The following is a 22,361-nucleotide window of genomic DNA, read 5'->3' on the forward strand; positions in this document are numbered from 1 at the left end:
TTCCCCGCACCCCTCATGGGGTGCGGGGAACTGTGCGGCGGTCGTGGAGCGGGCTAGCAGCCGACGAGGCGGCTGGCCAGGTAGCCCTCGATCTGGTCCAGGGAGATGCGTTCCTGCTTCATGGAGTCGCGCTCACGCACCGTCACCGCGTTGTCCTCGAGCGTGTCGAAGTCGACCGTCACGCAGTACGGCGTGCCGATCTCGTCCTGACGGCGGTAGCGGCGGCCGATCGCGCCGGCGTCGTCGAACTCGATGTTCCAGTTCTGCCGCAGGGCCTGGGCGAGGCCCTTGGCCTTCGGGGAGAGCTCGGGGTTGCGGGAGAGCGGGAGCACCGCGACCTTCACGGGCGCCAGGCGGTGGTCGAGGCGCAGCACCGTGCGCTTCTCCATCTTGCCCTTGGCGTTCGGCGCCTCGTCCTCGACGTAGGCGTCGAGCAGGAACGCCAGCATCGCGCGGCCGACACCGGCGGCCGGCTCGATGACGTACGGCGTCCAGCGCTCCTGGGCCTCCTGGTCGTAGTAGAAGAGGTCGTGACCGGAGGCCTTGGAGTGGGCGTTCAGGTCGTAGTCGGTGCGGTTGGCGACGCCCTCCAGCTCGCCCCACTCGTTGCCGCCGAACTGGAAGCGGTACTCGATGTCAGCGGTGCGCTTGGAGTAGTGGGAGAGCTTCTCCTTCGGGTGCTCGTACCACCGCATGTTCTCCTCGCGCATGCCCAGGCCGGTGTACCAGTTCCAGCGCTGCTCCATCCAGTACTCCTGCCACTTCTCGTCCTCGCCCGGCTTGACGAAGAACTCCATCTCCATCTGCTCGAACTCGCGGGTGCGGAAGATGAAGTTGCCGGGCGTGATCTCGTTGCGGAAGGACTTGCCCATCTGGGCGATACCGAACGGCGGCTTCTTGCGCGAAGCGGTCTGCACCTGGGCGAAGTTGGTGAAGATGCCCTGGGCGGTCTCGGGGCGCAGATAGGCGACGGAGCCGGAGTCCTGCGTCGGGCCGAGGTGGGTGGAGAGGAGACCCGAGAACTGCTTGGGCTCGGTGAACTGGCCCTTGTTGCCGCAGTTCGGGCAGTTGATGTCCGCGAGGCCGTTCTCCGGGAGGTGGCCCTTCTTGGCCTCGTACGCCTCCTCCAGGTGGTCCGCGCGGAACCGCTTGTGGCAGGAGGTGCACTCGGTGAGCGGGTCCGTGAAGGTGGCGACGTGGCCGGAGGCGACCCAGACCTCGGGCGCCAGGATCACGGACGAGTCGAGCCCGACGACGTCCTCGCGCGACGTCACCATGTAGCGCCACCACTGGCGCTTGAGGTTCTCCTTGAGCTCGACACCCAGCGGCCCGTAGTCCCAGGCGGCCTTCTGGCCGCCGTAGATCTCACTACAAGGGAAAACGAAGCCACGGCGCTTGCTCAGGCTGACGATGGTGTCGATCTTGTCGGCGGCCACGGTGCTCTCTTCATTACGACGACGGGCGACGAAGCGAGGCGCTTCACAGCGAATGCTTCAGGGTACCGGCGGGCACTCCCCCTCAATCAAATCGGTAGCCCTCTGTGGACGGCCGCTCACGCTTGTTGACAACCGTTTCCAACTTCGCTGAAAATGACTGTCATGAACGTACGACGACCTCACATATCCGGGATCGCCCTCGCGGCCGTCACCGCAGTCGGTATCGGCACCCTCTCGGCCTGCTCCTCCGACAGCGCCGCCGCGGGCAACACGGACAAGTTCGACGTCGTCGCGTCGTTCTACCCCATGGCCTTCCTCGCCGAGCAGATCGGCGGGGACCATGTGAAGGTCACCAGCCTCACCGAGCCCGGCCAGGAGCCGCACGACCTGGAGATCAGCGCCCGGCAGCGGGCCCAGCTGGAGGACTCCGACGCGGCCCTCTACCTCAAGGGTCTGCAGCCCTCGGTGGACGAGGCCATCGGCCAGTCCGGGCTCGACACGAAGATCGACGCCGCCACCCTCACGAAGCTGGAGGACCACGGCGACGTCGAGCACGACCACGAGGGCGAGGAGGCCCACTCCGAGGAATCGCACTCGGAGGAGGAGGGGCACGCCCTCGATCCGCACGTCTGGCTCGACCCGGTGAAGTACGCCGAGATCGCCAAGGGCGTCGGCGCGGCCTTCGAGAAGGCGGACCCCGACCACGCCGCCGACTACAAGAAGCGCACCGAGGCCCTGGTCAAGAGGCTCGGCACGCTGAACACCGAGTTCACGGACGGCCTGAAGGACACCCGCTCCAAGGTCTTCTTCACGAACCACTCCGCCTTCGGCTACCTCGCCGAGCGCTACGGCCTGACCCAGGAGGCCATCACCGGCGTCGACCCGGACAGCGAGCCGAGTCCGGCCCGGATGAAGGAGCTCCAGCAGGAGGCCAAGGCGGACGGTGTGACCACCGTGTTCTACGAGACACTCGTATCCGACAAGACCGCCAAGACCCTCGCCGACGACGCCGGCCTGAAGACGGACGTGCTCGATCCGCTGGAGGGCATCACCGACAAGTCCAAGGGCGACGACTACTTCGGGGTCATGGAGGCCAACCTCGCGGCCCTGAAGACCGCCCTGGGAGCCAAATGATCGACCCTACGGAGGACGGCATGACCGAGCCCGTCATTTCGCTGCGCGGCGTCCGCGCCGAGCTGGGCTCGCGCCCCGTCCTGCGCGGCATCGACCTCACCGTGCACCGCGGTGAGGTCGTCGCCCTGCTCGGCGCCAACGGCTCCGGCAAGTCGACGGCCGTGCGCAGCGTCATCGGCCAGGTGCCGGTCAGCGCCGGCGAGATCGAGCTGTTCGGCACCGCGCGGGCCCGGTTCCGCGACTGGGCGCGGGTGGGCTACGTCCCGCAGCGCACGACGGCCGCCGGCGGGGTGCCCGCCACGGTCGGCGAGGTCGTCTCCTCGGGCCGCCTGTCCCGCACCCGTTTCGGGATCTTCCGCAAGGCCGACCACGTGGCCGTGCGGCACGCCCTGGAGCTGGTCGGCATGGCGGACCGGGTGAAGGACTCCGTGAACGCCCTGTCCGGCGGCCAGCACCAGCGGGTGCTCATCGCCCGCGCGCTGGCCTCCGAGCCCGAGCTGCTGATCATGGACGAGCCGATGGCGGGCGTGGACCTGGCCAGCCAGGAAGTGCTCGCGCGCACGCTCACCGAGCAGGTCGCGGGCGGTGCGACGGTCCTGCTCGTGCTGCACGAGCTGGGGCCTCTGGAGCCCTTGATCGACCGGGCGGTCGTCCTGCGCGACGGCTGCGTCATGCACGACGGTCCGCCCCCGAAGGCGCTCGGCCAGCACGCGCTGCCCGGCCACGACCACGTACACCCGCACGCGGCTCACGACGCCGAACCGATCCGGACGGGACTGCTGAGCTGATGGACTTCCTGAACTACGAATTCATGCAGCGGGCGCTGCTCGCCGCCGTCCTGGTCGGCATCACCGCCCCCGCCGTCGGCATCTACCTCGTCCAGCGCCGCCAGGCCCTGATGGGCGACGGCATCGGCCATGTCGCGATGACCGGCGTCGGCCTCGGCTTCCTGCTGTCCTGGTCGCCGGTGTGGATGGCCACGCTGGTGTCGGTGCTCGGCGCGGTACTGATGGAACTGATCCGCTGGTACGGCCGCACCCGCGGCGACATCGCCCTCGCGATGCTCTTCTACGGCGGCATGGCCGGCGGCGTGATGCTGATCAACCTCGCGCCGAACGGCTCGAACGCGAACCTGACCTCGTACCTGTTCGGCTCCCTGTCCACGGTGAGCGAGTCGGACGTGACGGCGATCATCCTGCTCGCCGCCTTCGTGGTCCTCGTCACCCTCGGGCTGCGCCGTCAGCTGTTCGCGGTGAGCCAGGACGAGGAGTTCGCGAGGGTCACCGGGCTTCCGGTGCGCGCCCTGAACCTGCTGACGGCGATCACCGCGGCGGTGACCGTGACGGTCGCCATGAGGGTGGTCGGGCTGCTGCTGGTGAGCGCGCTGATGGTGGTGCCGGTGGCGGCGGCGCAGCAGCTGACGCGCAGCTTCGCGGCGACGTTCGCCATCGCCGTGGCGATCGGCATCACGGTGACCATCGGCGGCACCGTGACCTCGTACTACCAGGACGTGCCGCCCGGCGCGACGATCGTGCTGCTGACCATCGGCGCGTTCATCGCGCTGACCGCGCTGGCGACCCCGCTGGCCCGGCGCAGGGCCCGCGCCCTGGCGGCGGCGCAACCCTCCGGCGACCCGGCGGAGTGCGCGATTCCGGCCAGCAGGGAGAGCGACGGGAAGGTGAGCGTCTGACCGCGCTCAGCCCGGGCTGGCACAATGGCCCGGCAAGGCGCAGACGTAAGGAGGCAAACCGGTGACGACCGCTGGACCGCCCGTGAAGGGCCGCGCGACTCGGCAGCGGGCCGCTGTGGCGGCGGCCCTGGACGAGGTCGACGAGTTCCGCAGCGCGCAGGAACTCCACGACATGCTCAAGCACAAGGGCGACTCGGTCGGCCTCACCACGGTCTACCGCACCCTCCAGTCCCTCGCCGACGCCGGCGAGGTCGACGTCCTGCGCACCTCCGACGGCGAGTCGGTCTACCGCCGCTGCTCGTCCGGCGAGCACCACCACCATCTCGTCTGCCGTGTCTGCGGCAAGGCGGTCGAGGTGGAGGGCCCGGCCGTGGAGAAGTGGGCCGACGCGATCGCGGCCGAGCACGGCTATGTGAACGTGGCGCACACGGTTGAGATCTTCGGCACATGTGCGGAGTGCGCGGCCGCCAACGACTGAGGCGAATCAGGCCAGTTGGCCAAAAGATAGACCCCTTGTAATCTCTTCGTGATCTTGTGTTCATATGATCATTACGGCTTCTGCGACCACAGGAGCCACAGAGAACACAGGGGAGAACAACTTGAGACTGGGACGTATGGCAGGTGTGGCCGCCGCGAGCGCCGCGCTCGTGATGGGTGTCGCGAACTCCGCGGTGGCCGCCGACCACACCATGCACACGGGGGACGCCTGGGGCAACGTGCCTGGCGTCGACTGGAGCGGCACCGGCTTCTTCAACGAGTACGGTGACGTTGTCACGATCAAGGACAACGACGCCGACGGCCGTGGTGTCACGATGAACGTGTACATCGGCAGCCCGGACGGCAACCCGCGCTACTCCTTCACCGTCGGTGGCGAGGGCAACACCGCCACCAAGAAGGCCAGCATGGGCGGCAAGTACGACCTGCCGGAGAACACGTACATCGGCTTCAAGTTCTGCCGGGCGCCTGACGGCGAGTGCAAGGACTACAAGTTCCTCAACGACAACTGATGTTGCTCTGAGCGGAACCACGAACGGCCCCGCTCCACTTCGGTGGAGCGGGGCCGTTCCCGTATGTCCCGGAGGTCAGCTCTCCTCGGGGCGGCCTTCCATGGCGAGCAGCTCCTCGTTCGGGATCGCGCCCCCGAACCGCCGGTCGCGCGAGGCGAACTCCACGCAGGCGCGCCACAGGTCGCGGCGGTCGAAGTCCGGCCACAGCACGTCCTGGAAGACCATCTCGGCGTAAGCGCTCTGCCAGAGAAGGTAGTTGGAGGTGCGCTGCTCACCGCTGGGGCGCAGGAACAGGTCCACGTCCGGCATGTCCGGGTAGTAGAGGTACTTCGCGAAGGTCTTCTCGTTGACCTTGGACGGGTCCAGCCGCCCGGCCCGTACGTCCTCGGCGAGGGCCTGCGCGGCGTCCGCGATCTCGGCCCGGCCGCCGTAGTTCATGCAGAAGTACAGGGTCAGCCGGTCGTTGTCCTTGGTCTGCTCCTGGGAGATCTCCAGCTCCTTGGCGACCGACTTCCACAGCTTGGGCATCCGGCCGACCCACCGCACCCGGATCCCCAGCTCGTCGAGCTGGTCCCGGGTCTTGCGGATGAAGTCCCGGTTGAAGTTCATCAGGAAGCGCACCTCGTCGGGCGAGCGCTTCCAGTTCTCGGTGGAGAAGGCGTACAGCGAGATCGCGCCCACGCCCATCTCGACGGCGCCCTGGAGGACGTCCAGCACCCGCTCGGCACCGACCTTGTGGCCCTCGGTGCGCGGCAGCCCGCGCTCCTTGGCCCAGCGGCCGTTCCCGTCCATGACGATCGCCACATGCTTCGGGATCAGCTCGCCCGGGAGCTTCGGCGCCCGGGCGCCGGACGGGTGCGGCTCCGGCGTGCTGTACTCGCGTCGCCGGCGCCCGAGGAACCCACTTACCGCCATGTGCTTGTCGTCTCCCTCTACTTTTCCACGTACCGAAGCGAACGCAGCCCGCGCTCCATGTGCCAGTGCAGATAGGCCGACACCAGCCCACTGCCCTCCCGGACGTACCGCGGCTCGCAGGCGTCCGCGGTCCCCCAGTCTCCCGTAAGCAGCGCCCCGAGCAGTTCCAGGGTCTGCGGCGACGGTACGACGCTACCGGGCACCCGGCAGTCGACACAGACCGAGCCCCCGGAGGAGACCGAGAAGAAGCGGTTCGGTCCGGGCATGCCGCACTTCGCACAGTCGCTGAAGGTCGGGGCGTAGCCGTTCACGGCGAGGGACCGCAGCAGGAAGGCGTCGAGAACGAGGTGCGGGGCGTGCTCGCCGCGGGACAGCGTGCGCAGGGCCCCGACCAGCAGCAGATACTGCTGCACCGCCGGCTCGCCCTCGTGGTCGGTGAACCGCTCGGCGGTCTCCAGCATGGCCGTCCCGGCGGTGTAGCGGGCGTAGTCGCTGACGATCCCGCTGCCGTACGGAGCGATGGTCTCGCTCTGGGTGCACAGCGGCAGACCGCGCCCGATCAGCTCGCTCCCCCGCGCGAAGAACTGCACGTCGACGTGGGAGAAGGGTTCGAGCCGGGCACCGAACTTGGACTTCGTGCGCCGCACACCCCGCGCCACGGCCCGCACCCGTCCGTGCCCACGGGTGAGCAGCGTGATGATCCGGTCCGCTTCCCCTAGCTTCTGGGTGCGCAGCACGATGCCGTCGTCGCGGAACAGACTCATGGGTTCATTCTCGCGTACGGCGGGGGTCAGGGGGTGCGGTCGGGGTGGCTTATGGCCTCCCAGGGGGCCTGATTCCACGGGCTGGCGCGGTTCTCCGGGTCCAGGAGGGCCTTCAGATGCTCGTCGGCGATCGCCTGCGACGCCGGCAGGTCGGACTCCCCCGCGTCCCGCAGTCCCGCCCGCCACACCCGCCGGCCGAGCAGATAGTGATCGGCGTACTCCTGCCAGGAGGCGTACTGCCTCACCACCGTCGGCACGATGTTCTTCAGCGCGGTCCAGGCGTCGGCCTCGCCGATCATCCCGCAGGCGAAGCCCCGGCGGGTGATGTCGACGTACAGCGCCGCGTCCCAGGCCAGCGGGGAGACGCCGGTCTGCCGGTACGCCCGCGCCCGGTAGCCGCTGCGGGACAGGTCGTCGAGCCGGCCGACCAGGGCCTCACGCGAGGTGATCTCCCACTGGTCGGCCAGCCAGCGCCGGGCGCTGTCGTCGTCGATCCGCACATACGGGTACAGCGTCGTGCGCGAGGCGCTCTTGCCCCTGCTCACCGGCGCGCTCAGCGACACCATCCACAGCTGGTGCGTGGTGAGCGGCACGGGGTAGCGGCGGGCCGCCTTCACACCACGCCTTCTCCATCTCCACAAGGCCATGCCGCCGCACCCTATGCGCACCCGCCTACGTCAAGGAACCTCACCCCTGCTGCGAGCGTTCGCGTACGCCGTCGCGGCGCGCAGCCGCTCGGCGGGCGTCGCGTTGCGTACGGCCGCCGGCTCCGCGTCCCATTCCTTGCCGCCGCCGTACGGCCTCAGCTGCACATACGGTCCCTCGTGTCCCATCACGATCCCGATCCGACCCGAACGAGTGTCGATCACGTACGACCCGACGGGTGGCTTCATCGCAGCACCGCGGCGAGGCGCCTCGCGGTCTCCACGGAACAACGGCCCAATTCGACGAGCGGGCACGGAGCTTCACGCGCAAGACTCGCCGGATCGATCCGGAGTGTCGGGAGCGTAATTCCTGCCTTCTCCAGCACCGCCCGCAATTCCTTCACCGTTTCCTCCGCTTCTTCGACGCAACGCGCCGAGTGTCGTGCCGTCACCTGACTCCCCTCGAATTCGGGTTTCACCCTTTCCATCTCCATGGTGACCTGCGACGCCTACACTCGGCAGGAGTCTGTGCCCTACAAGTGCAGGGCAGTGCAAGGGGGTTGGCCATGGCCAACGGTTCACGTCAGGCGGCCTGGGAGTTCTTCGGGGCGGAGCTGAAACGGCGCCGGGAGAACGCGGGTATCACTCAGGTGGAACTGGGTTCCCGGGTATTTGTCTCCGGTGGATACATCGGCCAGTTCGAACAGGCAATTCGAAAGCCGCAACGGGATGTCGCCGAGCGGATTGATGAGGCCCTGCAAACCGACGGTATTTTCGAGCGACTTTGGCGAAAGCTCATCAAGGAACAGCCCTACACCGAGTACTTCGCGCATGTGGCGGAACTGGAGCGCCTGGCGACGGAGATCTGCGAGTACGCGCCGATGGTGATCCCGGGGCTTCTCCAGACGCCGGGCTACGCGCGGGCGGTCTTCCTGGCGAGCAATCCGCTGGCGGCCGACGAGTACATCGAGGAACTGCTCATGGGCCGCATGGAGCGAACACGACTCCTCAAGGACGCCACACGGCCCGTGTACTGGGCGGTCCTGCACGAGGCGGCCCTGCGCATCCCGGTCGGCTCCTCTGAGGTCATGGCGGGCCAGCTGGACCACATCACGGCGCTGATGCGAGAGCGCAAGGTGCTGGCGCAGGTCCTGCCATCCGCGGCAGGGGCCCACCCGGAGATGGGCAAGATGATCAAGCTGATGGAGTTCGAGGACGCCCCACCAACTGTCTATACAGAGGGCGTTCTTTCGGGGAATCTGCTGGACGACCCAGCTGTGGTGAAGCGAGTCCGGTCGTCTTACGATCTGCTCAGGGCCACCGCGTTGTCGGGGGAGGCATCCCTGGCCCTGATCGAGTCGGCAGCGGAGGACTACAGACGATGCGCGAGTACGACCTGAGCAAGGCTCGCTGGCGCAAGAGCAGCTACAGCGGCGGCAGCGGCGGCGAGGACTGCGTCGAGATAGCCGACGGAGTCCCCGGCGTCATCCCTGTCCGAGACTCCAAACTGGCCTCGGACAGTCCCGTACTCCTCGTTCCGGCTCACGCCTGGGACAGGTTCCTCACGTGTCTGAGGTGACCCGCGGAGCCGTCTGCTGACGTTCCGCCTCTGCCCACAGCTCGGTGAACTGGGTGATGTGGTCCTCGATGTGGTCCGGCTCGGTGCTCAGCAGCGTGCTGTCCGGGTTGTTCTCCTGGTCGGGCTTGGTCTCGTGGCAGAGCTCTCCGTCGAAGACGATGAAGTCGCTCACCCTCGGGTTGGACTGCATCAGCGACCGCACCGCGATACGCGCGTCGATACCCCGTCGGCGATGGCTCTCGCACAGCGCTCTGAGTTCCGACGTGACCTCGTCGGGGTCCCGCACGATGAACAGCCGCCGGATCTCCACGCCGCGCCGCTTGATCGCCTTCTCCTGCGCGGCGAGGTACCGCTCGGCCGGCCCGCTGTTCCAGAACTCCCGGTCCACCGAGGTGCTGGTGGCGTCGAGGGTCATCTTCACGCAGTCGGTGATGTCGATCAGCCACTCGTGGTTCTCGCCGGGGCAGTCCGCGCTGCCGCTGCCGAGCCCCTCCATCATCTTGGCGAGCCTGCCCAGTTCCTTCTCGGCGAAGGACTGCACGATGTCGCCGCCCTGTTCACGGACCTTGGTGTAGCCGAGGACCAGCCGGGTCACCTCGTCGGACCGCAGCACCGAACCGTCGACCTGACTGAACAGCGTCGTCGCGGCGAGGATCTCGTTGAAGCGGGTGTCAACCTTCTCGAACCGCTCGCCGAAGTCGATGAGGTACTGCACTATCAGCGCCGCGCTGCCGATGACGATGGACGCCACCCACTGCCAGATGTTGCCGTCGTCCTCGCTGAGAATGCTGGTGAGCAGGAAGGCCCCGCCCGCCGCTCCGGCCGTGATCAGGATCCGCCAGAACATCTTCGGCATCCGCTGTTCCTGGCGCGGTGCCGCATGTCCGTTATTTCCTGCCCCTAACGATGACGCTCCACTCATCTCTCATCCCCCGTCGGGTGTTTCTTCCGGTACTGCCCCTCACGGTGTGCTCAGCGCCTGGTGGGGCGTGGCCACGGCCTGGAGGGCCAGTCGATCTCGGATGCGCCGGCTCAGGTTCTCCCACTGGCGGGAGAAGCCCGGCTTCTCTTCCAGCACGTCCCACAAATGACCCAGCGCCGGGTCCACGTGCGCGCGCGGCATCCACAGATGCAGCAGATGTACGACGACCGGTTGCAGCGTCTCGACCACGGAGGGCCCGTCCGCCGTACCGAGCCGGCTGTTGTCAAGCATGTGCTGAACAGTCGTCAAAAGCCAGTCGTGCAGGGCGAGATCTTCGCAAATGCCCGCCGCCGATGCCGCCGGAATGTGCTCCGGCAGCCGTAGCTCCATGGTCCGCAGCCCGCCCTCGGCGAGGGTGAAGTTCACCAGGGACGCCCGCTCCCCGTCAGAGGTGCGCCGGGCGATCCAACGCAGCCTCGTGGGGCTGGACTTGAACGGCACCCGGCGATCGAGGAGCGGATGCCGGCGCAGCTCGGCCAGCAGGCCCTCGGCGATCATCCCGAGGTCGAGCTCACCGCGCCGCGCGCCCTGCAACACGCCCTCGGCGGTGGCCTGTTGGGGCAGCTTGCCGAAGGGCTCGACCAGACCGGGGCGGACCAGATACTGCCCCCAGGGGCGGCGCATGTCGGGGCCGGACGCCGGGAGGCTGAAGTACGCCGTCGACTGCAGGAGCCGGCCCTCCGTCAGCGACGCGCGGGCGGCGACCGTACCGACGGCCCGGACCTTGGAGCCGTTGGAGGCGGGCAGCCGGCAGTCCACACCCGTCAGGACCTCGGGCGACAGGGCGTACATGGACGGCCGCTCGGAGACCCGGACGTGTTCGTCGGCCCGCAGCCTGAGCAACTGGGCGGCGGCCCGGCCGTCCATGGCCTGATGGGACGGCAGCAGACAGGTGCGCACCTCGCCGCAGGCGAGGACCGAGCGCGCGGGTTGTCCGAAGGCCGCCGTCATCTCAGGTCCCCTCAGCCTCGGAGGAGTCGCCGGGCTCCTCGTAGAAGACGTAGGTGGCGCGCTGCGCGACCGCCGCGGGAACCGGCATCCCCTCGCCGGCGGACCGCTCGGCGACCTGCTGGAGCGCACCGGCGTCGACGTCTATCTGGTCCAGGATGAGCCGTACGGCGTCCTCGACGGCGAGGAAGCGGTTCGGCATCAGGGTGCAGGTGCGGTAGGCGCTGAAGGCCGCCTTGGTGTCGGTGAGTCTGATCAGCGGCGGGAGCCGGTCCCAGTCCTGGGGAAACTCCGCGCTCTCCCACTGGGTCGGCAGCAGCACGGGCTCGCCGAGGTGCCGTAACAGGCCGAGCCGGGCGAGCTGCCAGACGGCGGCCAGGAACGGGCAGGACCACAGCCTCTTGCCGTCCTTCTCGGACCAGAGCTCCACGTCCATGAAGATGGAGTGGTTGCGGGCCGCGGTCTCCTGGGGTGCCGCCCAGCCCTTGACGGCGCCCAGGGCGCTGCGTGAAGTCGACGGTGTGCGCTGGCCGTTGGCGAGCCAGCCGCTGTGGCTCACGGAGGGGCGGGAGCCGTAGCTGCCGGGCGGCGGCGACTCGACGAGGCGGTGCATGACCGATTCCGCGAGCTCGATGCGCTCGGCGACCGCGCACGCCGACTCGCGGGCGAGGTAGTCGATGACAAGGCCCGCCTTCTCGGCCTCCTTGAGCACCATCGGGATCAGCTCGGCCGGAGTGGAGAAGCGCGTGAAGTAGTCGTCGATCAGGAAGCAGGTGCTGATCCGGGGCCGCTTGCTGCGGCGGGCCGCGGAGGCGCGCACGGCGTCCACCCAGATCCGCACCTCGGCGAAGTGCTCGGCCAGCCGCTTGGGGCCCGCCTCGAAGTCCTCCATGTACAGGTGGCCCAGCTCCAGCGACAGGTGGGCCAGCGGAACGGACTGGGTGCGCCGCTCCGCGGTGGTCTCCTGGAACACGGCCTCACTCACGCCTGCTCCCAGTACTTGTCGTCGGTCAGGCGGCCGGCGAGCTGGCTGAGCGCCTGCCAGGTCTCCTGGTTGGCGATCTGGCTGTCGAGCACGTCCTCGTCGGTGATGAGCTGCTCACGCCACTGGAGGACCGGTTCGAGCGGTACCGAGCCGAGGACCTGGCTGTAGCCGATGCCGTGCGTGGAGGCGAGCTGCTTGAGGTCGCCGTCGGTCTTGCGCATCCACGCGGACTGGGTGGGCGAGACCTGCGACCACAGCGGTGACTCGGGGTCGGGTACGGCGGCCCGCACGAAGCGGATCGAGTTGCGCAGCGCGTCCTCGCCGTGGCCGCGCTCGACCCCGCCCGCGACGATGCCGCGCTTGCCGAACACCAGGCTGGCGGCGGCTCCGACATGCTGGCGGGTCCAGCGGTGGAAGACCAGCCAGCGGGCGGTGACCTCGCTCATCTCGGTCTGTGCGGTGGCCTCCAGGACCATGTCGACGGCGTAGGAGCGGCCGGCGCTGAGGTCGACGATCACCAGGTCGAACTCGTAGTACAGCGTCATCAGCAGGTCGACGCAGCGGCGGAGGTTGTCGTCGCTGGTGGCGAACTCGCCGCCGCTGACGTCACCCGGCATCAGCACAAGGCGTCCGCTGCCCGGCGGCGGGAACCGCAGCACCTGGTGCTCCGTCTCGGCCCACACGTCGATCCGGGCCGGTTCGCTGACCTCTCCTATGAGGTAGGCGTGCAGTCCGCGGTCCTCGGTGGCCTGACGGGCGTCACCCACGTCGAAGACGGCCGCGGCGGTGGGTGAGCCGAAGTCGAAGTCCAGGTAGCAGACGTCGTCCCCGGCCATCGCGCGGTGGTAGGCGAGGTTGGCGCTCGTGACGGAGCGGCCCGTGCCTCCTTTGTCGGAGGCGGCGAAGATCAGCACGGTTCACACTCCCCGGTCCGCGGCTTCGCGGGCGCGGGCGAGCGAGTCGAGCTGTCCCAGCACGTCGAGCGTCAACGCGTAGGCGGTACCCGGCTGTTCGTCCACGAGGCTGCGGGCCCGGCGCAGCTTGACCTCGATGTTCCTGAGCTGCATGCCGTGCCGGCCGGCGTCCGAGGGCGCGGGTTCCATCTGTTCGTTGCCCAGCAGGTGCGCGGACTCACTGAGCAACGCCCTTGCGAGGTCGGTCAGTTCGAGGCTGCGGATCGGGGGCTGCCGGTACATGGCGTGGGCCTGCACCATGACCTCGGTGACACGCTCGGTGATGCTCCAGGACACCGGTACGCGCCGTTTGTGGATCTCCGCCTCGGGATACGCGGCGTGGACGTTGTCCCACAGGCCGACGCCCTCGCCGTCGCGGATACGGCGGCGCCACATGTGGTCGAAGATGTCCTCGGAGAGCCGCAGCAGCCGGTCGTGCGAGCCGAGGTTGCGGGACAGGGTGCACAGCTGGACGGTCCGCTTCAGCAGCTGGGCGGAGAAGTCGGTCATGGCCCAGGTCATGGGCGGCCCCAGCCGCTCGCTGCCCTGCAACGGCAGGGCGACGCCGACGTTGTGCAGCTCGTGCACCATCGGGTCGTCGCGGGTCATACGGCTGGTGATGCGGCCGCGCTCGGCGAGGCGCTCCATGATGCCGACGGTGCGGGTGAGGTCGTCGTCGGTGGCCCGGCGGCGCATCAGGTCGTGCACCAGGATGGCGGCGACGGAGAGGGAGAAGTACTCGGACTCCAGCTTCTGTCCCGTCGTACGCCAGGGGATGTCCTCCAGGGGCCAGCGGTCGTCGTCGAAGCGGGCGATGCGGGACCAGTACTGCTGGGTCAGTTCCCACCGCAGCCGGAGCGCCTCGGCGAGTCGCTGCTGTTCGTTGTTGAGCAGGCCGAGGGTCAGAGTGCGGTCGGAGAAGAGGTCCTGGATACCGTCGAGGGCGACCACGGTGAAGTACAGGTACGGCACCGCGTTGGCGACGCCCTCGGGCTGCGGTCCGACCGGTTCCGTCGTCTCGACCTCGGGCGAGTCCTTGACCATGGTCCAGGCCCAGCCGCACTCGAACAGCTGGTTCTCGTCCTTGAGTCCCTCCTGGACGTCGATGCCGAGGTACACGCTCTCGACGATCGCCGCGCGCAGCGCGCGGAACCGGCTCTGGAACATGTTCAGCACCTGGCGCTGCGACAGCCGCCCCTGGCCGAGGAGTTCGGTGAGCGTACGGCCCTGCGAGGAGTCGGTGTCGAAGACGTTGACGACGAAGGAGCGCAGCAGGCTCACCATGGCTGCGGTCAGCCGGTTGCTGGTGGCCTGGCGCAGCTCGGCGATGGTGTCCCGGACGTCGCTGCGCCGGGTTCTGGTCTCGTAGATCTTGAGGAAGCCGAGGGTCGCCAGGCACAGGGTGATCGACATGGAGAAGGAGTCGACCACGCCCAACTGGCGTTGTTCCTCGGTGACTTCCTTCTTCTTGTCCGTCGAGCCGAAGTAGTAGCCGCCGGCGAAGGTGGGCCGCTTGTCGTCACCGGTGTGGGTGCGCATGAAATCGGCGGCGGCGCTCACGAGGTTGGCCGGGATGTCCAGCCGTCCGCCGGCCTTCTTCAGGACCTGCTGCACGTCCTCCTGTGTGGTGTCGGGGTCGTCCAGCCGGAACGCGGGGATCTCGGTTGCCGGGTACAGCAGGCAGAGCAGCCGCTCTGCGTCGGCCACACTGCTCTCTCCGCCCCATTCGCCCCATTGCCACTCTCCCCCGTCGAAAGAGTGGCGAGCGATTCCCTGCCAGATGTCCAGCAGATGCTGGCGTGGCTTGATCTGCATCCCATGCCCCTCACACAGGCCGCCCTGCCATCAGTTGAGGAATATCCCTCTTCTGTTGTGAAGATTCACTGTGAAAATTCACCGATCAGTCGATCGGAATGATCGAGTCCGAATTGCTGCGCCACCCGTAGGCGACGATCATTCCGGAATACCCGTCCCGCACTTCGGCCGCGGATTCGAGCCGTTGGACCTTGAAGTCGCCCGCGAATGTCTCAAGGCTCGCGCGCACCTCGGATTCTCCCACGTCACAGGCCGGGAAGAAATGCTCACCCGCGTGATAGCCCTTGGAATGTTCCATGAAGGCCGCCGCGAAGGGCGCGCCGGGGGCCAGGGCGCGCATGAAACGCTCGACGCCGAGGCGGAACTCCTGGTGGAGTGTGGTCATGGACTCGGCGACGAAGAACATGGTCCCCATGGACCACTGCCGCTCGTACCGCGCGAGGTCGAAGAGGTCGCCCTGCTCGACCGAGACGATCTTGCTGAAGCGCTCACGCGGGTCCGCACCAAGGGAGTTGTACGCCTCGTGCTTGCACAGGGCGCTCCAGAACTGGTCCCAGTTGGGGCCGTAGGAGTGAATCTGGCTTCTGAGGTAGCCGACGTTGGCGGGCGAGCGCTCGAAGAGCGTGATCTCGTCGCACCACGGCATCATGGACAGGGCGGGATAGAGATTGGCGCCGGCACCCACATCGATACCGGAGACGGGGCCGCTGCCCTGCTTCCGGAAATGATCGCCGAAATGATCCCGCAGCATATGCAGGATCTCCGCGTCCTCTGCCTGTAAGTCGCGGTAGTTGTGATCAACGTAGGCGATCGGGTCGAATGCCGCCCAGCGCACCTCAGCGTTCTTCAACTGGACGCCCCCCGACGATCTCTGGGTCATTCTCTCACGGTACCAAAGGAAGGCGCACTGGGAGCGCGTCGAGGCAAAGCACTCTCTCACTCTTGTCGCACTCTTGAACCGCCGGATTGCCCCTGCTCAAGATGGGCTGATCTCCAACTGAGCGCCTGAAACGGCGGGCAACGGGTGCTCACCCGCACGAGTGACACCATTCCATCACATAGGGGGCAGTTGATGGCTGTACCGGAGGAACGTTTCCCTCTTCTGGGTCGCCGCGCTGATCAGGCATTTCTCGCCGACAGCAGCGATCGGCCGCTGACCATGAGGGGCGTCACCGATACGGACCTGCCCGAACTCCTCCGTGTCGACCGGGAGGTCTTCCCCGAGGACCCGTACCCGTACTTCGTGCTGCGCCAGCACATCGACGTGCACGGCGACCGGATCCTGGTCCTCGACGACGGGGAGTACCTGCACGGCTATGTCCTCTTCGTGACCACGTCGGACGGCTATGTGTGCTGGGTGCTGAGCCTGGCGGTCAGCGCCGACCAGCGCGGGCGCGGGCTGGGCAAACGGCTGATGCTGGAGGTGCTGCGGCAACTGCGCAGGGAGCGGGTGCACGAGGTGCGGTTGACCGTCGAGCCGACCAACGCGGCGGCGATCACGCTGTACCGCACCCTGGGGTTCAGCACCGACGGCGGCGTGCACCGGGATTATCTGGGCCCCGGGGAGGACCGGATCATCATGGTGCTGGGGTTGGGTTCCGCGTAGGACGGGCCGGGGGTAATCCCCAGGGAAGATCCGGGAGTTGGCCGGATGTGACGCTCCGTCACGATCCGTCAGGCTGCTGCGCATGAAGCAGATCACGAAGAGTGCCGCCCTGATCGCCGCCGCCTCCGGAGTCGTCTTCGGACTCGTCACCCCGCTCACCGCGTCCGCCACCGGCGCGCCCGCGCCGCTGAAGTGGACCAAGTGCGAGGGTGACGGGCTCGACCCGCGCCAGCAGTGCACGACCGTGTCCGTGCCGATGGACTACGCCGACCCCGGCGGCCCGAGGATAGACATCGCCGTCTCCCGGATCCGGAGCGAGAACCCGTCCGCCCGCCGGGGCGCGCTGCTGATGATCCCCGGCGGGCCGGGCGGCGACAGCCTCGCCCATCCGTCCGACAAGGGGAAGCTGATGCCGCGCCAGGTGCGGGACGCCTACGACCTGATCGGGTTCGCGCCGCGCGGCAACGCGCCTTCCACACCGGTCAGTTGTGACGTCGGCTCCGGCGACCTGTCCGCGACCAGCCTGCTGCCCTGGCCCGCGCCCGACGGCTCCGTCACCGAGAACATGGCGATGGGCCGGCGCCTGGGAGACGCCTGCGCCCGCAACGGCGGCGAGCTGATGAAGCACATCAGCACGCTCAACAACGCCCGGGACATCGACAGCATCCGGGCCGCCCTCGGCGAGCGCAAGCTGTCCGCCTGGGGCGTCTCCTACGGCACCTACGTCGGCGCCGCCTACGCCGAGCTGTTCCCGCGGCGCACCGACCGGATCGTGCTGGACAGCAGCGACAACCCCGACCCCGTGCAGGCGGAGCGTGCCTGGCTGCGGGCGTTCGAGGTGGGTGTCGAGGACAACTTCCCCGAGTTCGCCAAGTGGGCCTCCCGGCCCGGCAATCCGGACCGGGTCGCGGACACCCCGGCCCAGGTGCGCTCCCGCTTCCTCGCCCTCGCCGCCCGGCTGGACCGCGAGCCGATCCCCTGGCCCGGTGCGAACCCGGCGGAGCTGAACGGCAACGTGCTGCGGCAGACCATGCTGTCCAGCATGTACGACCCCGACGACTATCCGGTGCTGGCGAAGCTGATGCTGGCCGCCGAGAGCGGGACGCTGCCGGCCGCTCCGCCGCGTCCGCCGGAGTCCGCGCTCCAGAACTACCTGGCGGTGGGCGCCGGGACGATCTGCAACGACGTGGCGTGGCCCGAGTCGGCGGCCGTGTACGAGAAGGGGGTCACCGAGAGCCGGGCGAAGTACCCGCTCACCGCGGGTATGCCGCGCAACGCCCTGCCGTGCACCGCGTGGCCGTGGGAGCCGCGGGAGGAGCCGGTACGGGTGACCGACCGGGGGCCGTCGAATGTGCTGATGATCCAGAACGAGCGGGATGTGGCCACGCCGCTCAGCGGGGCGATTCGCTTGCGCGAGGCGTTGGGCAGGAGGGCCGTCATGGTCACCGTGAACTCCACGGGGCATGACGCCTATTTGGAGAACGGCAATGCGTGTGGGGATGCTGCCGTGTCTCGGTACCTGGTGACGGGGAAGCGGCCGGGGCAGGACCTGTACTGCGAGTGAGGGTCGTCGTTCGGGTGCGGCGCCGTTGTGGCTGGTCGCGCAGTTCCCCGCGCCCCTGAGGGGGTTGCTGGACCGCCAGTGCCTTGAGCCCCGCACGCTCAGCGGCAGCTCGCGTATCGGTGTGACAAGGCCCGGTAGGCCGCCTTCGGTTCCCAGTGCCACTTCGAGTTCGGGTCGTTCGGGTGGTTTCTGATCGGCTTGGTGATGGCGTAGCTCGCCAGGTCCAGGTCGTAGCGGGGGTTGTCGGGGCGGTGGGGGGCGTCGGGGGTGACGAACTCGAAGGCCATCGCCGCGTAGAGGTCCATCGACTCGAAGACGTCCAGCAGATCGACGAGGTAGGCGGCCTGTGTGCGCTCACTGCGCACCGGGTCGCCTTTGATCTCGTTCGGCTCCTTCGTGTAGTCGACGATGTTCCAGCCCATGCCGGCTGTCTCGGGGGCGCCGACGTAGGCGCACGTGCCGAACTCGGTGATGGCCAGGGGCTTGCCCCAGCGCAGGTATCGGCGCAGTTCGCGGACGTAGTCGGAGGGGTCGCGGAAGTAGGAGTAGTAGTCGATGCCGATGATGTCGAAGAGGCGCCAGTCGACCGGCTCGAACTCCTCGTCCTGGGCGGCGGCGTAGCTGAGGCGGCCGTGGAAGACGGAGCGGCCCACCGCCGCCGCCTTCGCTGTGAAACGGGCCAGGCGGCGCTGCATCGCCGCCATGTCCACGGTGCCGTTCTGGAGGTTCTCCACGCGGTCCAGGACCGTCTCGCCCGGGATGATCCCCGGCACGAACAGCCAGAACTCGCAGCCCACGCTGAAGTCGACGCTCGCGCCCTGCCGGCGCAGCCGCTCCGCGAACCGGCCGCACTCGGCGATCGAGTCCAGGATCTCCCGCTCCGGGACGTCCCCGAGGGTCGGCTGGAGCCAGACGTGCAGCCCGCGTTCGGCGGCCTCGGCGGCCGTGGCGGTGAGGCGGTCGACGCCGTCGCCGGTGACGTCGAGGGTGTCGGCGTGCAGGTCGTCGCGGATGAGGCGGACGTCCCGGCGCATCCGCGCGGCGCTCCAGGCCGTGCCGGGCGTCTCCCCCGCGCCGACGGTGTAGACGACCCCCCGGTGCTTCAGGCCCCGCCGCTTCCGAGGGGCCGCGACGGCCTGCCCCGCGGGCAGCGCCGCCGCTCCCGCCAGTCCCGCAGCCGCCGCCCCCGCGAGAAACCGTGCCCTGCTGATGCCCTTGGTGTTCTCCATACGCCCACTGTGGCGAGCGCGGGCGCCGTCGACTGTCGGCCGATGGTCTACGACACGGCAACCAAGGAATGACGTACGGCGTCGATCACTGAAGAGATCGTCACCACCGTCGGACGAGATCGTCACCATCCGTCTGACGAAATCGAGCGAAGGAGACCGAGATCCTAGGCCGACGCACCCTGCTCACCGCAGGCACCGCCACCGCCGCAGCGCTCCTCACCGGCGCACCCGCCCACGCCACCACCGACCGCCTGCGCGAGCTGGAGCGGCAGCACGGCGCCCGGCTGGGCGTGTTCGCGTACAACGTCCGTACCAGGAGGACCGTCACCCACCGCGCCGACGAGCTCTTCCCGATGTGCTCGGTCTTCAAGACGCTCGCCTCCGCGGCCGTCCTGCGGGACCTCGACCGCGACGGCGAGTTCCTCGACCGCCGGATCCACTACACGGAGGCGGATCTGCCGGAGTCCGGCTCCGACAAGACCAGGGAGCACCTGGCCGAGGGGATGACCGTCGCCGAGCTGTGCGAGGTCGCCATCACCTACAGCGACAACGGCGCCGGCAACCTCCTGCTGCGCGAACTCGGCGGCCCCACCGCCATCACCCGCTTCGCCCGCTCCCTGGGCGACCCGGTGACCCGCCTCGACCGCTGGGAGACGGAGCTCAACTCGGCGGAGCCGTGGCGGGTCACCGACACCACGAGCCCCCGTGCGATCGGCCGCACCTACGGCCGGCTCGTCCTCGACGACGACGCTCTGAACCGCCCGGACCGGCGCCTGCTCACCCACTGGCTGCTGAGCAACACCACCAGCGGCAAACGGTTCCGCGCCGGGCTGCCCAAGACCTGGACCGTCGCCGACAAGACGGGTTCGGGCTCCTACGGCACCACCAACAACGTCGGCGTCGCCTGGACCCCCGACGGCACCCCGGTCGTCCTCTCCGTGCTGTCCACCAAGCCCGCGCAGGACGCGGCATGGGACGACGCCCTGGTGGCGGAGACCGCCGCACAGCTCTCCGAACTCCTCGTCTGACACACGGGCAACCGATTCTTCGTCTCCGGTGGTCTGGAGGGCGAGGGAGGGTGCTTGATGCAGGCCGAACAAGAGGCCCAGTTCCAGGAGTTCGTCAGGGCGCGGTGGTCCCACCTGGTGCGGACCGCGTATCTCCTCACCGGTGACACGCACCACGCCGAGGACCTGCCGCAGACGGCGCTGGCGAAGGCGTACCGCTCATGGCGGCGGGTGGCGCGTGCCGACAGTCCGGAGGCCTACGTCCGGCGGATGCTGGTCAGCTGCAACAGCGACCGGTTCCGCAAGCGACGGGTGGCCGAGGCGCTGACGGCCGCGCCACCCGACGTGGCGGGGCGCGACGAGGGCTACGCGGGCGTGGACGAGCGCGGTGCGCTCATCGGCGCGCTGGCCCAACTCCCGCCCAAACAGCGGGCGGTGGTGGTGATGCGCTACTGGGAGGACCTGTCGGAGTCGGAGGTCGCCGATGTGCTCGGCTGCTCCGTCGGCACGGTCAAGAGCCAGGCGTCGAAGGGGCTGGCGAAGTTGCGTGCGTGTCCGGGGCTCGCCCGGATGACGCCGTCCGGGCAGGGAGGCAGCAGGTGAACGACGACGAGCGGCGGCAGGAAGCGGAGGGCGAGCGGGACTTCGAGGAGCGGTTGCGTGAGCTGCTCGCCGAGGACGCGTACACGATCCGGCCCTCTCCGGCGCCGTATCCGGCGATCCGCAGGCGGGGCGTGGTCGAGCGGCGGCGCCGGGTTGCCGCGGCCGGGGCGGCGCTGGTGACGCTGGCGGCGATGCCGGTCGGTGCGTACGCGCTGAGCGGCGGGGGGCCGGCCACGACCACGGCCGCGTCCCCGACGCCCTCGGCCAGTGCCTCGCGGAGCCCCTCGCCCACGTCGAGCGGGACCACACCGCCGGCGGTCGAGGGGCAGCTGTTCGACGGGATCACGGCCGAGCAGGCGGCGGACGGGCTGGCGAACTGCCTGGACTCCGAGCTGTCGAACGGCCACGCACCGGGCCGGGCGGGCCTCGACCCGGCCGACGAGTACGCGATCGTGCTGGCGATGCGCAGCACCGGCGACTCCAATGCCCCGGGCGACGGCATGTACGTGGTCGCGGCGACGGACGCCTCGGATCAGTCCTATCTGATCTGCAACCTGAAGGACGGCGTGACCGAGGGCATCAGCGCCTTCACCGACGAGAGCGCCGTCATCCCGGACGAGGGGCCGGTGCTGGTCAACCCCAACGGGGGCAAGCTCTACCAGCAGTCTTTCCTCGACCGCGGAAAATGGAAGCTGCCGTTCCGTTGGGGTGTGGTGGGGACGGTCAAGCCGTCGGTGGCCAGGGTGACTGTCGCCTACGGCGACTCCGACGCCGAGGCCACCCTCGACCACGGCCGGTTCGTGGCATCCGGCGTACTGGACGAGCAGGTCACCCTGGCACCGCACATCAAGGGCTACGACGCCGCCGGCAAGCTGATCTACGACTCCGACGACGACAAGTACTACGAACGGACCCTGCCGTAGCGGCACCGCGCGCATGGCACCGACGGGTCGGGGGCGCCGCACCGGGGACGGCGCCCCCGACCCGTCGTCATGCCGAGCGCTGTCCGTCGTCCGGCACCACTCCGTTGACCGCAGCCGCGAGGCTGAACGGCGCCGGCCGGTTCCTGAGCGGCCTGGTCACCTGCTTCGCCACGCACGACGGCATCCCGTCCGTCGCGTCCGCCTCCTGCCGCCGGTAGGCGCTGGGCGACATGCCGACCAGCTCCGTGAAGCGGGTGCTGAAGGTGCCCAGCGAGGAACAGCCGACCTCGAAGCACACCTCGGTGACGCTGCGGTCGCCGCGGCGCAGCAGCGCCATGGCCCGCTCGATGCGCCGCGTCATCAGGTAGCTGTACGGCGACTCGCCGTACGCGGCCCGGAACTCGCGGCTGAGGTGGCCCGCCGACATGTGCACTCCCCGCGCCAGCGCCTCGACGTCCAGCGGCTGCGCGTACTCCCGGTCCATCCGGTCACGGACGCGCCGCAGCGCGACGAGCGTGCTCAGGCGCTGTTCGTCGGACGTCGATCGGCTGGATCCCACACCCGTATCCTCCCGGGC

The 22,361-nt window shown here is 68.9% G+C and carries 25 protein-coding genes; 12 read left to right on the top strand and 13 right to left on the bottom strand.

All coding sequences use genetic code 11. The features are described 5' to 3' along the window. Positions 1–53: 53 nt before the first annotated feature. A complete protein-coding gene (locus PGH47_RS13900; RefSeq protein WP_269642975.1) occupies positions 54–1,436 on the bottom strand; it encodes a glycine--tRNA ligase in 1,383 nt (460 codons plus the stop codon). A gap of 162 nt (positions 1,437–1,598) precedes the next feature. On the opposite strand from PGH47_RS13900, the gene PGH47_RS13905 reads away from it, so the two are divergent. The 5 genes from PGH47_RS13905 (at position 1,599) to PGH47_RS13925 (ending at position 5,267) form a co-directional block, all read left to right on the top strand. Beyond that, entirely contained in the window at positions 1,599–2,570 is a 972-nt protein-coding gene (locus tag PGH47_RS13905; protein WP_271663699.1) for a metal ABC transporter solute-binding protein, Zn/Mn family, read from the top strand. Beyond that, a complete protein-coding gene (locus PGH47_RS13910; RefSeq protein WP_271663700.1) occupies positions 2,567–3,358 on the top strand; it encodes a metal ABC transporter ATP-binding protein in 792 nt (263 codons plus the stop codon). The genes PGH47_RS13905 and PGH47_RS13910 overlap by 4 nt, the downstream gene beginning before the upstream one ends. Next, positions 3,358–4,260 (top strand): metal ABC transporter permease, encoded by a 903-nt coding sequence (locus PGH47_RS13915; protein ID WP_093745953.1) that lies wholly within the window; start codon positions 3,358–3,360, stop codon positions 4,258–4,260. Before PGH47_RS13910 ends, PGH47_RS13915 begins: the two co-directional genes overlap by 1 nt. Positions 4,261–4,321: 61 nt before the next feature. Further along, entirely contained in the window at positions 4,322–4,738 is a 417-nt protein-coding gene (locus tag PGH47_RS13920) for a Fur family transcriptional regulator (RefSeq protein WP_214331822.1), read from the top strand. Between the two features lie 136 nt (positions 4,739–4,874). Continuing rightward, entirely contained in the window at positions 4,875–5,267 is a 393-nt protein-coding gene (locus PGH47_RS13925) for a hypothetical protein (RefSeq protein WP_107906653.1), read from the top strand. Positions 5,268–5,342: 75 nt separating this feature from the next. Here PGH47_RS13925 and PGH47_RS13930 read toward each other — a convergent pair whose 3' ends face one another. From PGH47_RS13930 to PGH47_RS13945, 4 genes are read right to left on the bottom strand one after another with little or no spacing between them, the layout of a single operon-like run. Continuing rightward, positions 5,343–6,182 (bottom strand): isoprenyl transferase, encoded by an 840-nt coding sequence (locus tag PGH47_RS13930; RefSeq protein ID WP_271663701.1) that lies wholly within the window; start codon positions 6,180–6,182, stop codon positions 5,343–5,345. 17 nt (positions 6,183–6,199) lie between these two features. After that, entirely contained in the window at positions 6,200–6,946 is a 747-nt protein-coding gene (gene recO / locus PGH47_RS13935) for a DNA repair protein RecO (protein ID WP_107906651.1), read from the bottom strand. A gap of 26 nt (positions 6,947–6,972) precedes the next feature. Then, entirely contained in the window at positions 6,973–7,593 is a 621-nt protein-coding gene (locus PGH47_RS13940; protein ID WP_271663702.1) for a DUF1266 domain-containing protein, read from the bottom strand. 30 nt (positions 7,594–7,623) lie between these two features. Then, entirely contained in the window at positions 7,624–7,839 is a 216-nt protein-coding gene (locus tag PGH47_RS13945; protein WP_269642983.1) for a hypothetical protein, read from the bottom strand. A 317-nt stretch (positions 7,840–8,156) separates the two neighbouring features. On the opposite strand from PGH47_RS13945, the gene PGH47_RS13955 reads away from it, so the two are divergent. Both PGH47_RS13955 and PGH47_RS13960 read left to right on the top strand, forming a co-directional pair. Further along, entirely contained in the window at positions 8,157–8,990 is an 834-nt protein-coding gene (locus tag PGH47_RS13955; protein ID WP_271663703.1) for a helix-turn-helix domain-containing protein, read from the top strand. Further along, positions 8,972–9,169 (top strand): DUF397 domain-containing protein, encoded by a 198-nt coding sequence (locus PGH47_RS13960; RefSeq protein ID WP_271663704.1) that lies wholly within the window; start codon positions 8,972–8,974, stop codon positions 9,167–9,169. Before PGH47_RS13955 ends, PGH47_RS13960 begins: the two co-directional genes overlap by 19 nt. Here the strand turns inward: PGH47_RS13960 and PGH47_RS13965 are convergent. The 6 genes from PGH47_RS13965 to PGH47_RS13990 all read right to left on the bottom strand — a co-directional run bounded on the left by PGH47_RS13965 (position 9,153) and on the right by PGH47_RS13990 (position 15,732). Next, positions 9,153–10,025, bottom strand: a complete 873-nt coding sequence (locus PGH47_RS13965) for a DUF6879 family protein (RefSeq protein WP_271663705.1) — start codon at positions 10,023–10,025, stop codon at positions 9,153–9,155. The two genes, PGH47_RS13960 and PGH47_RS13965, sit on opposite strands and share 17 nt — an antisense overlap. 105 nt (positions 10,026–10,130) lie before the next feature. Next, positions 10,131–11,102 carry an SCO2521 family protein gene (locus PGH47_RS13970; protein ID WP_271663706.1) on the bottom strand — a complete coding sequence of 324 codons (972 nt, stop codon included), beginning with the start codon at positions 11,100–11,102 and terminating at the stop codon, positions 10,131–10,133. A 1-nt stretch (position 11,103) separates the two neighbouring features. Continuing rightward, complete coding sequence (locus PGH47_RS13975) at positions 11,104–12,084, bottom strand: SCO2522 family protein (RefSeq protein WP_271663707.1); 981 nt, start codon at positions 12,082–12,084, stop codon at positions 11,104–11,106. Beyond that, positions 12,081–12,998 carry an SCO2523 family variant P-loop protein gene (locus PGH47_RS13980; RefSeq protein WP_030947850.1) on the bottom strand — a complete coding sequence of 306 codons (918 nt, stop codon included), beginning with the start codon at positions 12,996–12,998 and terminating at the stop codon, positions 12,081–12,083. The genes PGH47_RS13975 and PGH47_RS13980 overlap by 4 nt, the downstream gene beginning before the upstream one ends. A 3-nt stretch (positions 12,999–13,001) precedes the next feature. Further along, on the bottom strand, positions 13,002–14,852 hold the full coding sequence (locus tag PGH47_RS13985; protein WP_271663708.1) for an SCO2524 family protein: 1,851 nt from the start codon (positions 14,850–14,852) through the stop codon (positions 13,002–13,004). An 85-nt stretch (positions 14,853–14,937) separates the two neighbouring features. Beyond that, the gene (locus tag PGH47_RS13990; RefSeq protein ID WP_271663709.1) at positions 14,938–15,732 is read right to left on the bottom strand and encodes an SCO2525 family SAM-dependent methyltransferase; all 795 of its coding nucleotides are present in this window, start codon (positions 15,730–15,732) and stop codon (positions 14,938–14,940) included. A gap of 279 nt (positions 15,733–16,011) precedes the next feature. On the opposite strand from PGH47_RS13990, the gene PGH47_RS13995 reads away from it, so the two are divergent. Further along, positions 16,012–16,458 carry a GNAT family N-acetyltransferase gene (locus PGH47_RS13995; RefSeq protein ID WP_260608997.1) on the top strand — a complete coding sequence of 149 codons (447 nt, stop codon included), beginning with the start codon at positions 16,012–16,014 and terminating at the stop codon, positions 16,456–16,458. An 82-nt stretch (positions 16,459–16,540) separates the two neighbouring features. Continuing rightward, complete coding sequence (locus PGH47_RS14000) at positions 16,541–18,022, top strand: alpha/beta hydrolase (protein WP_271663710.1); 1,482 nt, start codon at positions 16,541–16,543, stop codon at positions 18,020–18,022. A gap of 98 nt (positions 18,023–18,120) precedes the next feature. Here the strand turns inward: PGH47_RS14000 and PGH47_RS14005 are convergent, their stop codons facing one another. Continuing rightward, a complete protein-coding gene (locus tag PGH47_RS14005; protein WP_271663711.1) occupies positions 18,121–19,251 on the bottom strand; it encodes an abortive phage infection protein in 1,131 nt (376 codons plus the stop codon). Between the two features lie 161 nt (positions 19,252–19,412). Here PGH47_RS14005 and bla point away from each other — a divergent pair, with 161 nt between their 5' ends. The 3 genes from bla to PGH47_RS14020 are packed head-to-tail and all read left to right on the top strand — an operon-like array spanning position 19,413 to position 21,784. Beyond that, positions 19,413–20,279, top strand: coding sequence for a class A beta-lactamase (bla, locus tag PGH47_RS14010; protein ID WP_271668050.1), 867 nt, complete (start codon positions 19,413–19,415; stop codon positions 20,277–20,279). Positions 20,280–20,336: 57 nt separating this feature from the next. Then, positions 20,337–20,861 carry a SigE family RNA polymerase sigma factor gene (locus PGH47_RS14015; RefSeq protein ID WP_271663712.1) on the top strand — a complete coding sequence of 175 codons (525 nt, stop codon included), beginning with the start codon at positions 20,337–20,339 and terminating at the stop codon, positions 20,859–20,861. Beyond that, positions 20,858–21,784, top strand: a complete 927-nt coding sequence (locus PGH47_RS14020) for a hypothetical protein (RefSeq protein WP_271663713.1) — start codon at positions 20,858–20,860, stop codon at positions 21,782–21,784. Before PGH47_RS14015 ends, PGH47_RS14020 begins: the two co-directional genes overlap by 4 nt. Positions 21,785–21,851: 67 nt before the next feature. Here PGH47_RS14020 and PGH47_RS14025 read toward each other — a convergent pair whose 3' ends face one another. Continuing rightward, a complete protein-coding gene (locus tag PGH47_RS14025) occupies positions 21,852–22,268 on the bottom strand; it encodes a helix-turn-helix transcriptional regulator (RefSeq protein ID WP_255346099.1) in 417 nt (138 codons plus the stop codon). Between the last annotated feature and the right edge of the window lie 93 nt (positions 22,269–22,361).

The sequence above is a fragment of the Streptomyces sp. HUAS 31 genome, from assembly GCF_028198125.1.
Taxonomy (GTDB): domain Bacteria; phylum Actinomycetota; class Actinomycetes; order Streptomycetales; family Streptomycetaceae; genus Streptomyces; species Streptomyces chartreusis.

Excerpts from the sequence above, each read along its gene's own strand:
- PGH47_RS13905 (WP_271663699.1), top strand. The coding sequence starts at position 1,599 with ATGAACGTACGACGACCTCACATATCCGGGATCGCCCTCGCGGCCGTC.
- PGH47_RS13910 (WP_271663700.1), top strand. The coding sequence starts at position 2,567 with ATGATCGACCCTACGGAGGACGGCATGACCGAGCCCGTCATTTCGCTG.
- PGH47_RS13915 (WP_093745953.1), top strand. The coding sequence starts at position 3,358 with ATGGACTTCCTGAACTACGAATTCATGCAGCGGGCGCTGCTCGCCGCC.
- PGH47_RS13925 (WP_107906653.1), top strand. The coding sequence starts at position 4,875 with ATGGCAGGTGTGGCCGCCGCGAGCGCCGCGCTCGTGATGGGTGTCGCG.
- PGH47_RS13930 (WP_271663701.1), bottom strand. The coding sequence starts at position 6,182 with ATGGCGGTAAGTGGGTTCCTCGGGCGCCGGCGACGCGAGTACAGCACG.
- recO (WP_107906651.1), bottom strand. The coding sequence starts at position 6,946 with ATGAGTCTGTTCCGCGACGACGGCATCGTGCTGCGCACCCAGAAGCTA.
- PGH47_RS13940 (WP_271663702.1), bottom strand. The coding sequence starts at position 7,593 with ATGGCCTTGTGGAGATGGAGAAGGCGTGGTGTGAAGGCGGCCCGCCGC.
- PGH47_RS13945 (WP_269642983.1), bottom strand. The coding sequence starts at position 7,839 with ATGAAGCCACCCGTCGGGTCGTACGTGATCGACACTCGTTCGGGTCGG.
- PGH47_RS13955 (WP_271663703.1), top strand. The coding sequence starts at position 8,157 with ATGGCCAACGGTTCACGTCAGGCGGCCTGGGAGTTCTTCGGGGCGGAG.
- PGH47_RS13960 (WP_271663704.1), top strand. The coding sequence starts at position 8,972 with ATGCGCGAGTACGACCTGAGCAAGGCTCGCTGGCGCAAGAGCAGCTAC.
- PGH47_RS13965 (WP_271663705.1), bottom strand. The coding sequence starts at position 10,025 with ATGCCGAAGATGTTCTGGCGGATCCTGATCACGGCCGGAGCGGCGGGC.
- PGH47_RS13970 (WP_271663706.1), bottom strand. The coding sequence starts at position 11,102 with ATGACGGCGGCCTTCGGACAACCCGCGCGCTCGGTCCTCGCCTGCGGC.
- PGH47_RS13985 (WP_271663708.1), bottom strand. The coding sequence starts at position 14,852 with ATGCAGATCAAGCCACGCCAGCATCTGCTGGACATCTGGCAGGGAATC.
- PGH47_RS13990 (WP_271663709.1), bottom strand. The coding sequence starts at position 15,732 with ATGACCCAGAGATCGTCGGGGGGCGTCCAGTTGAAGAACGCTGAGGTG.
- PGH47_RS13995 (WP_260608997.1), top strand. The coding sequence starts at position 16,012 with ATGAGGGGCGTCACCGATACGGACCTGCCCGAACTCCTCCGTGTCGAC.
- PGH47_RS14000 (WP_271663710.1), top strand. The coding sequence starts at position 16,541 with ATGAAGCAGATCACGAAGAGTGCCGCCCTGATCGCCGCCGCCTCCGGA.
- PGH47_RS14005 (WP_271663711.1), bottom strand. The coding sequence starts at position 19,251 with ATGGAGAACACCAAGGGCATCAGCAGGGCACGGTTTCTCGCGGGGGCG.
- PGH47_RS14015 (WP_271663712.1), top strand. The coding sequence starts at position 20,337 with ATGCAGGCCGAACAAGAGGCCCAGTTCCAGGAGTTCGTCAGGGCGCGG.
- PGH47_RS14025 (WP_255346099.1), bottom strand. The coding sequence starts at position 22,268 with ATGGACCGGGAGTACGCGCAGCCGCTGGACGTCGAGGCGCTGGCGCGG.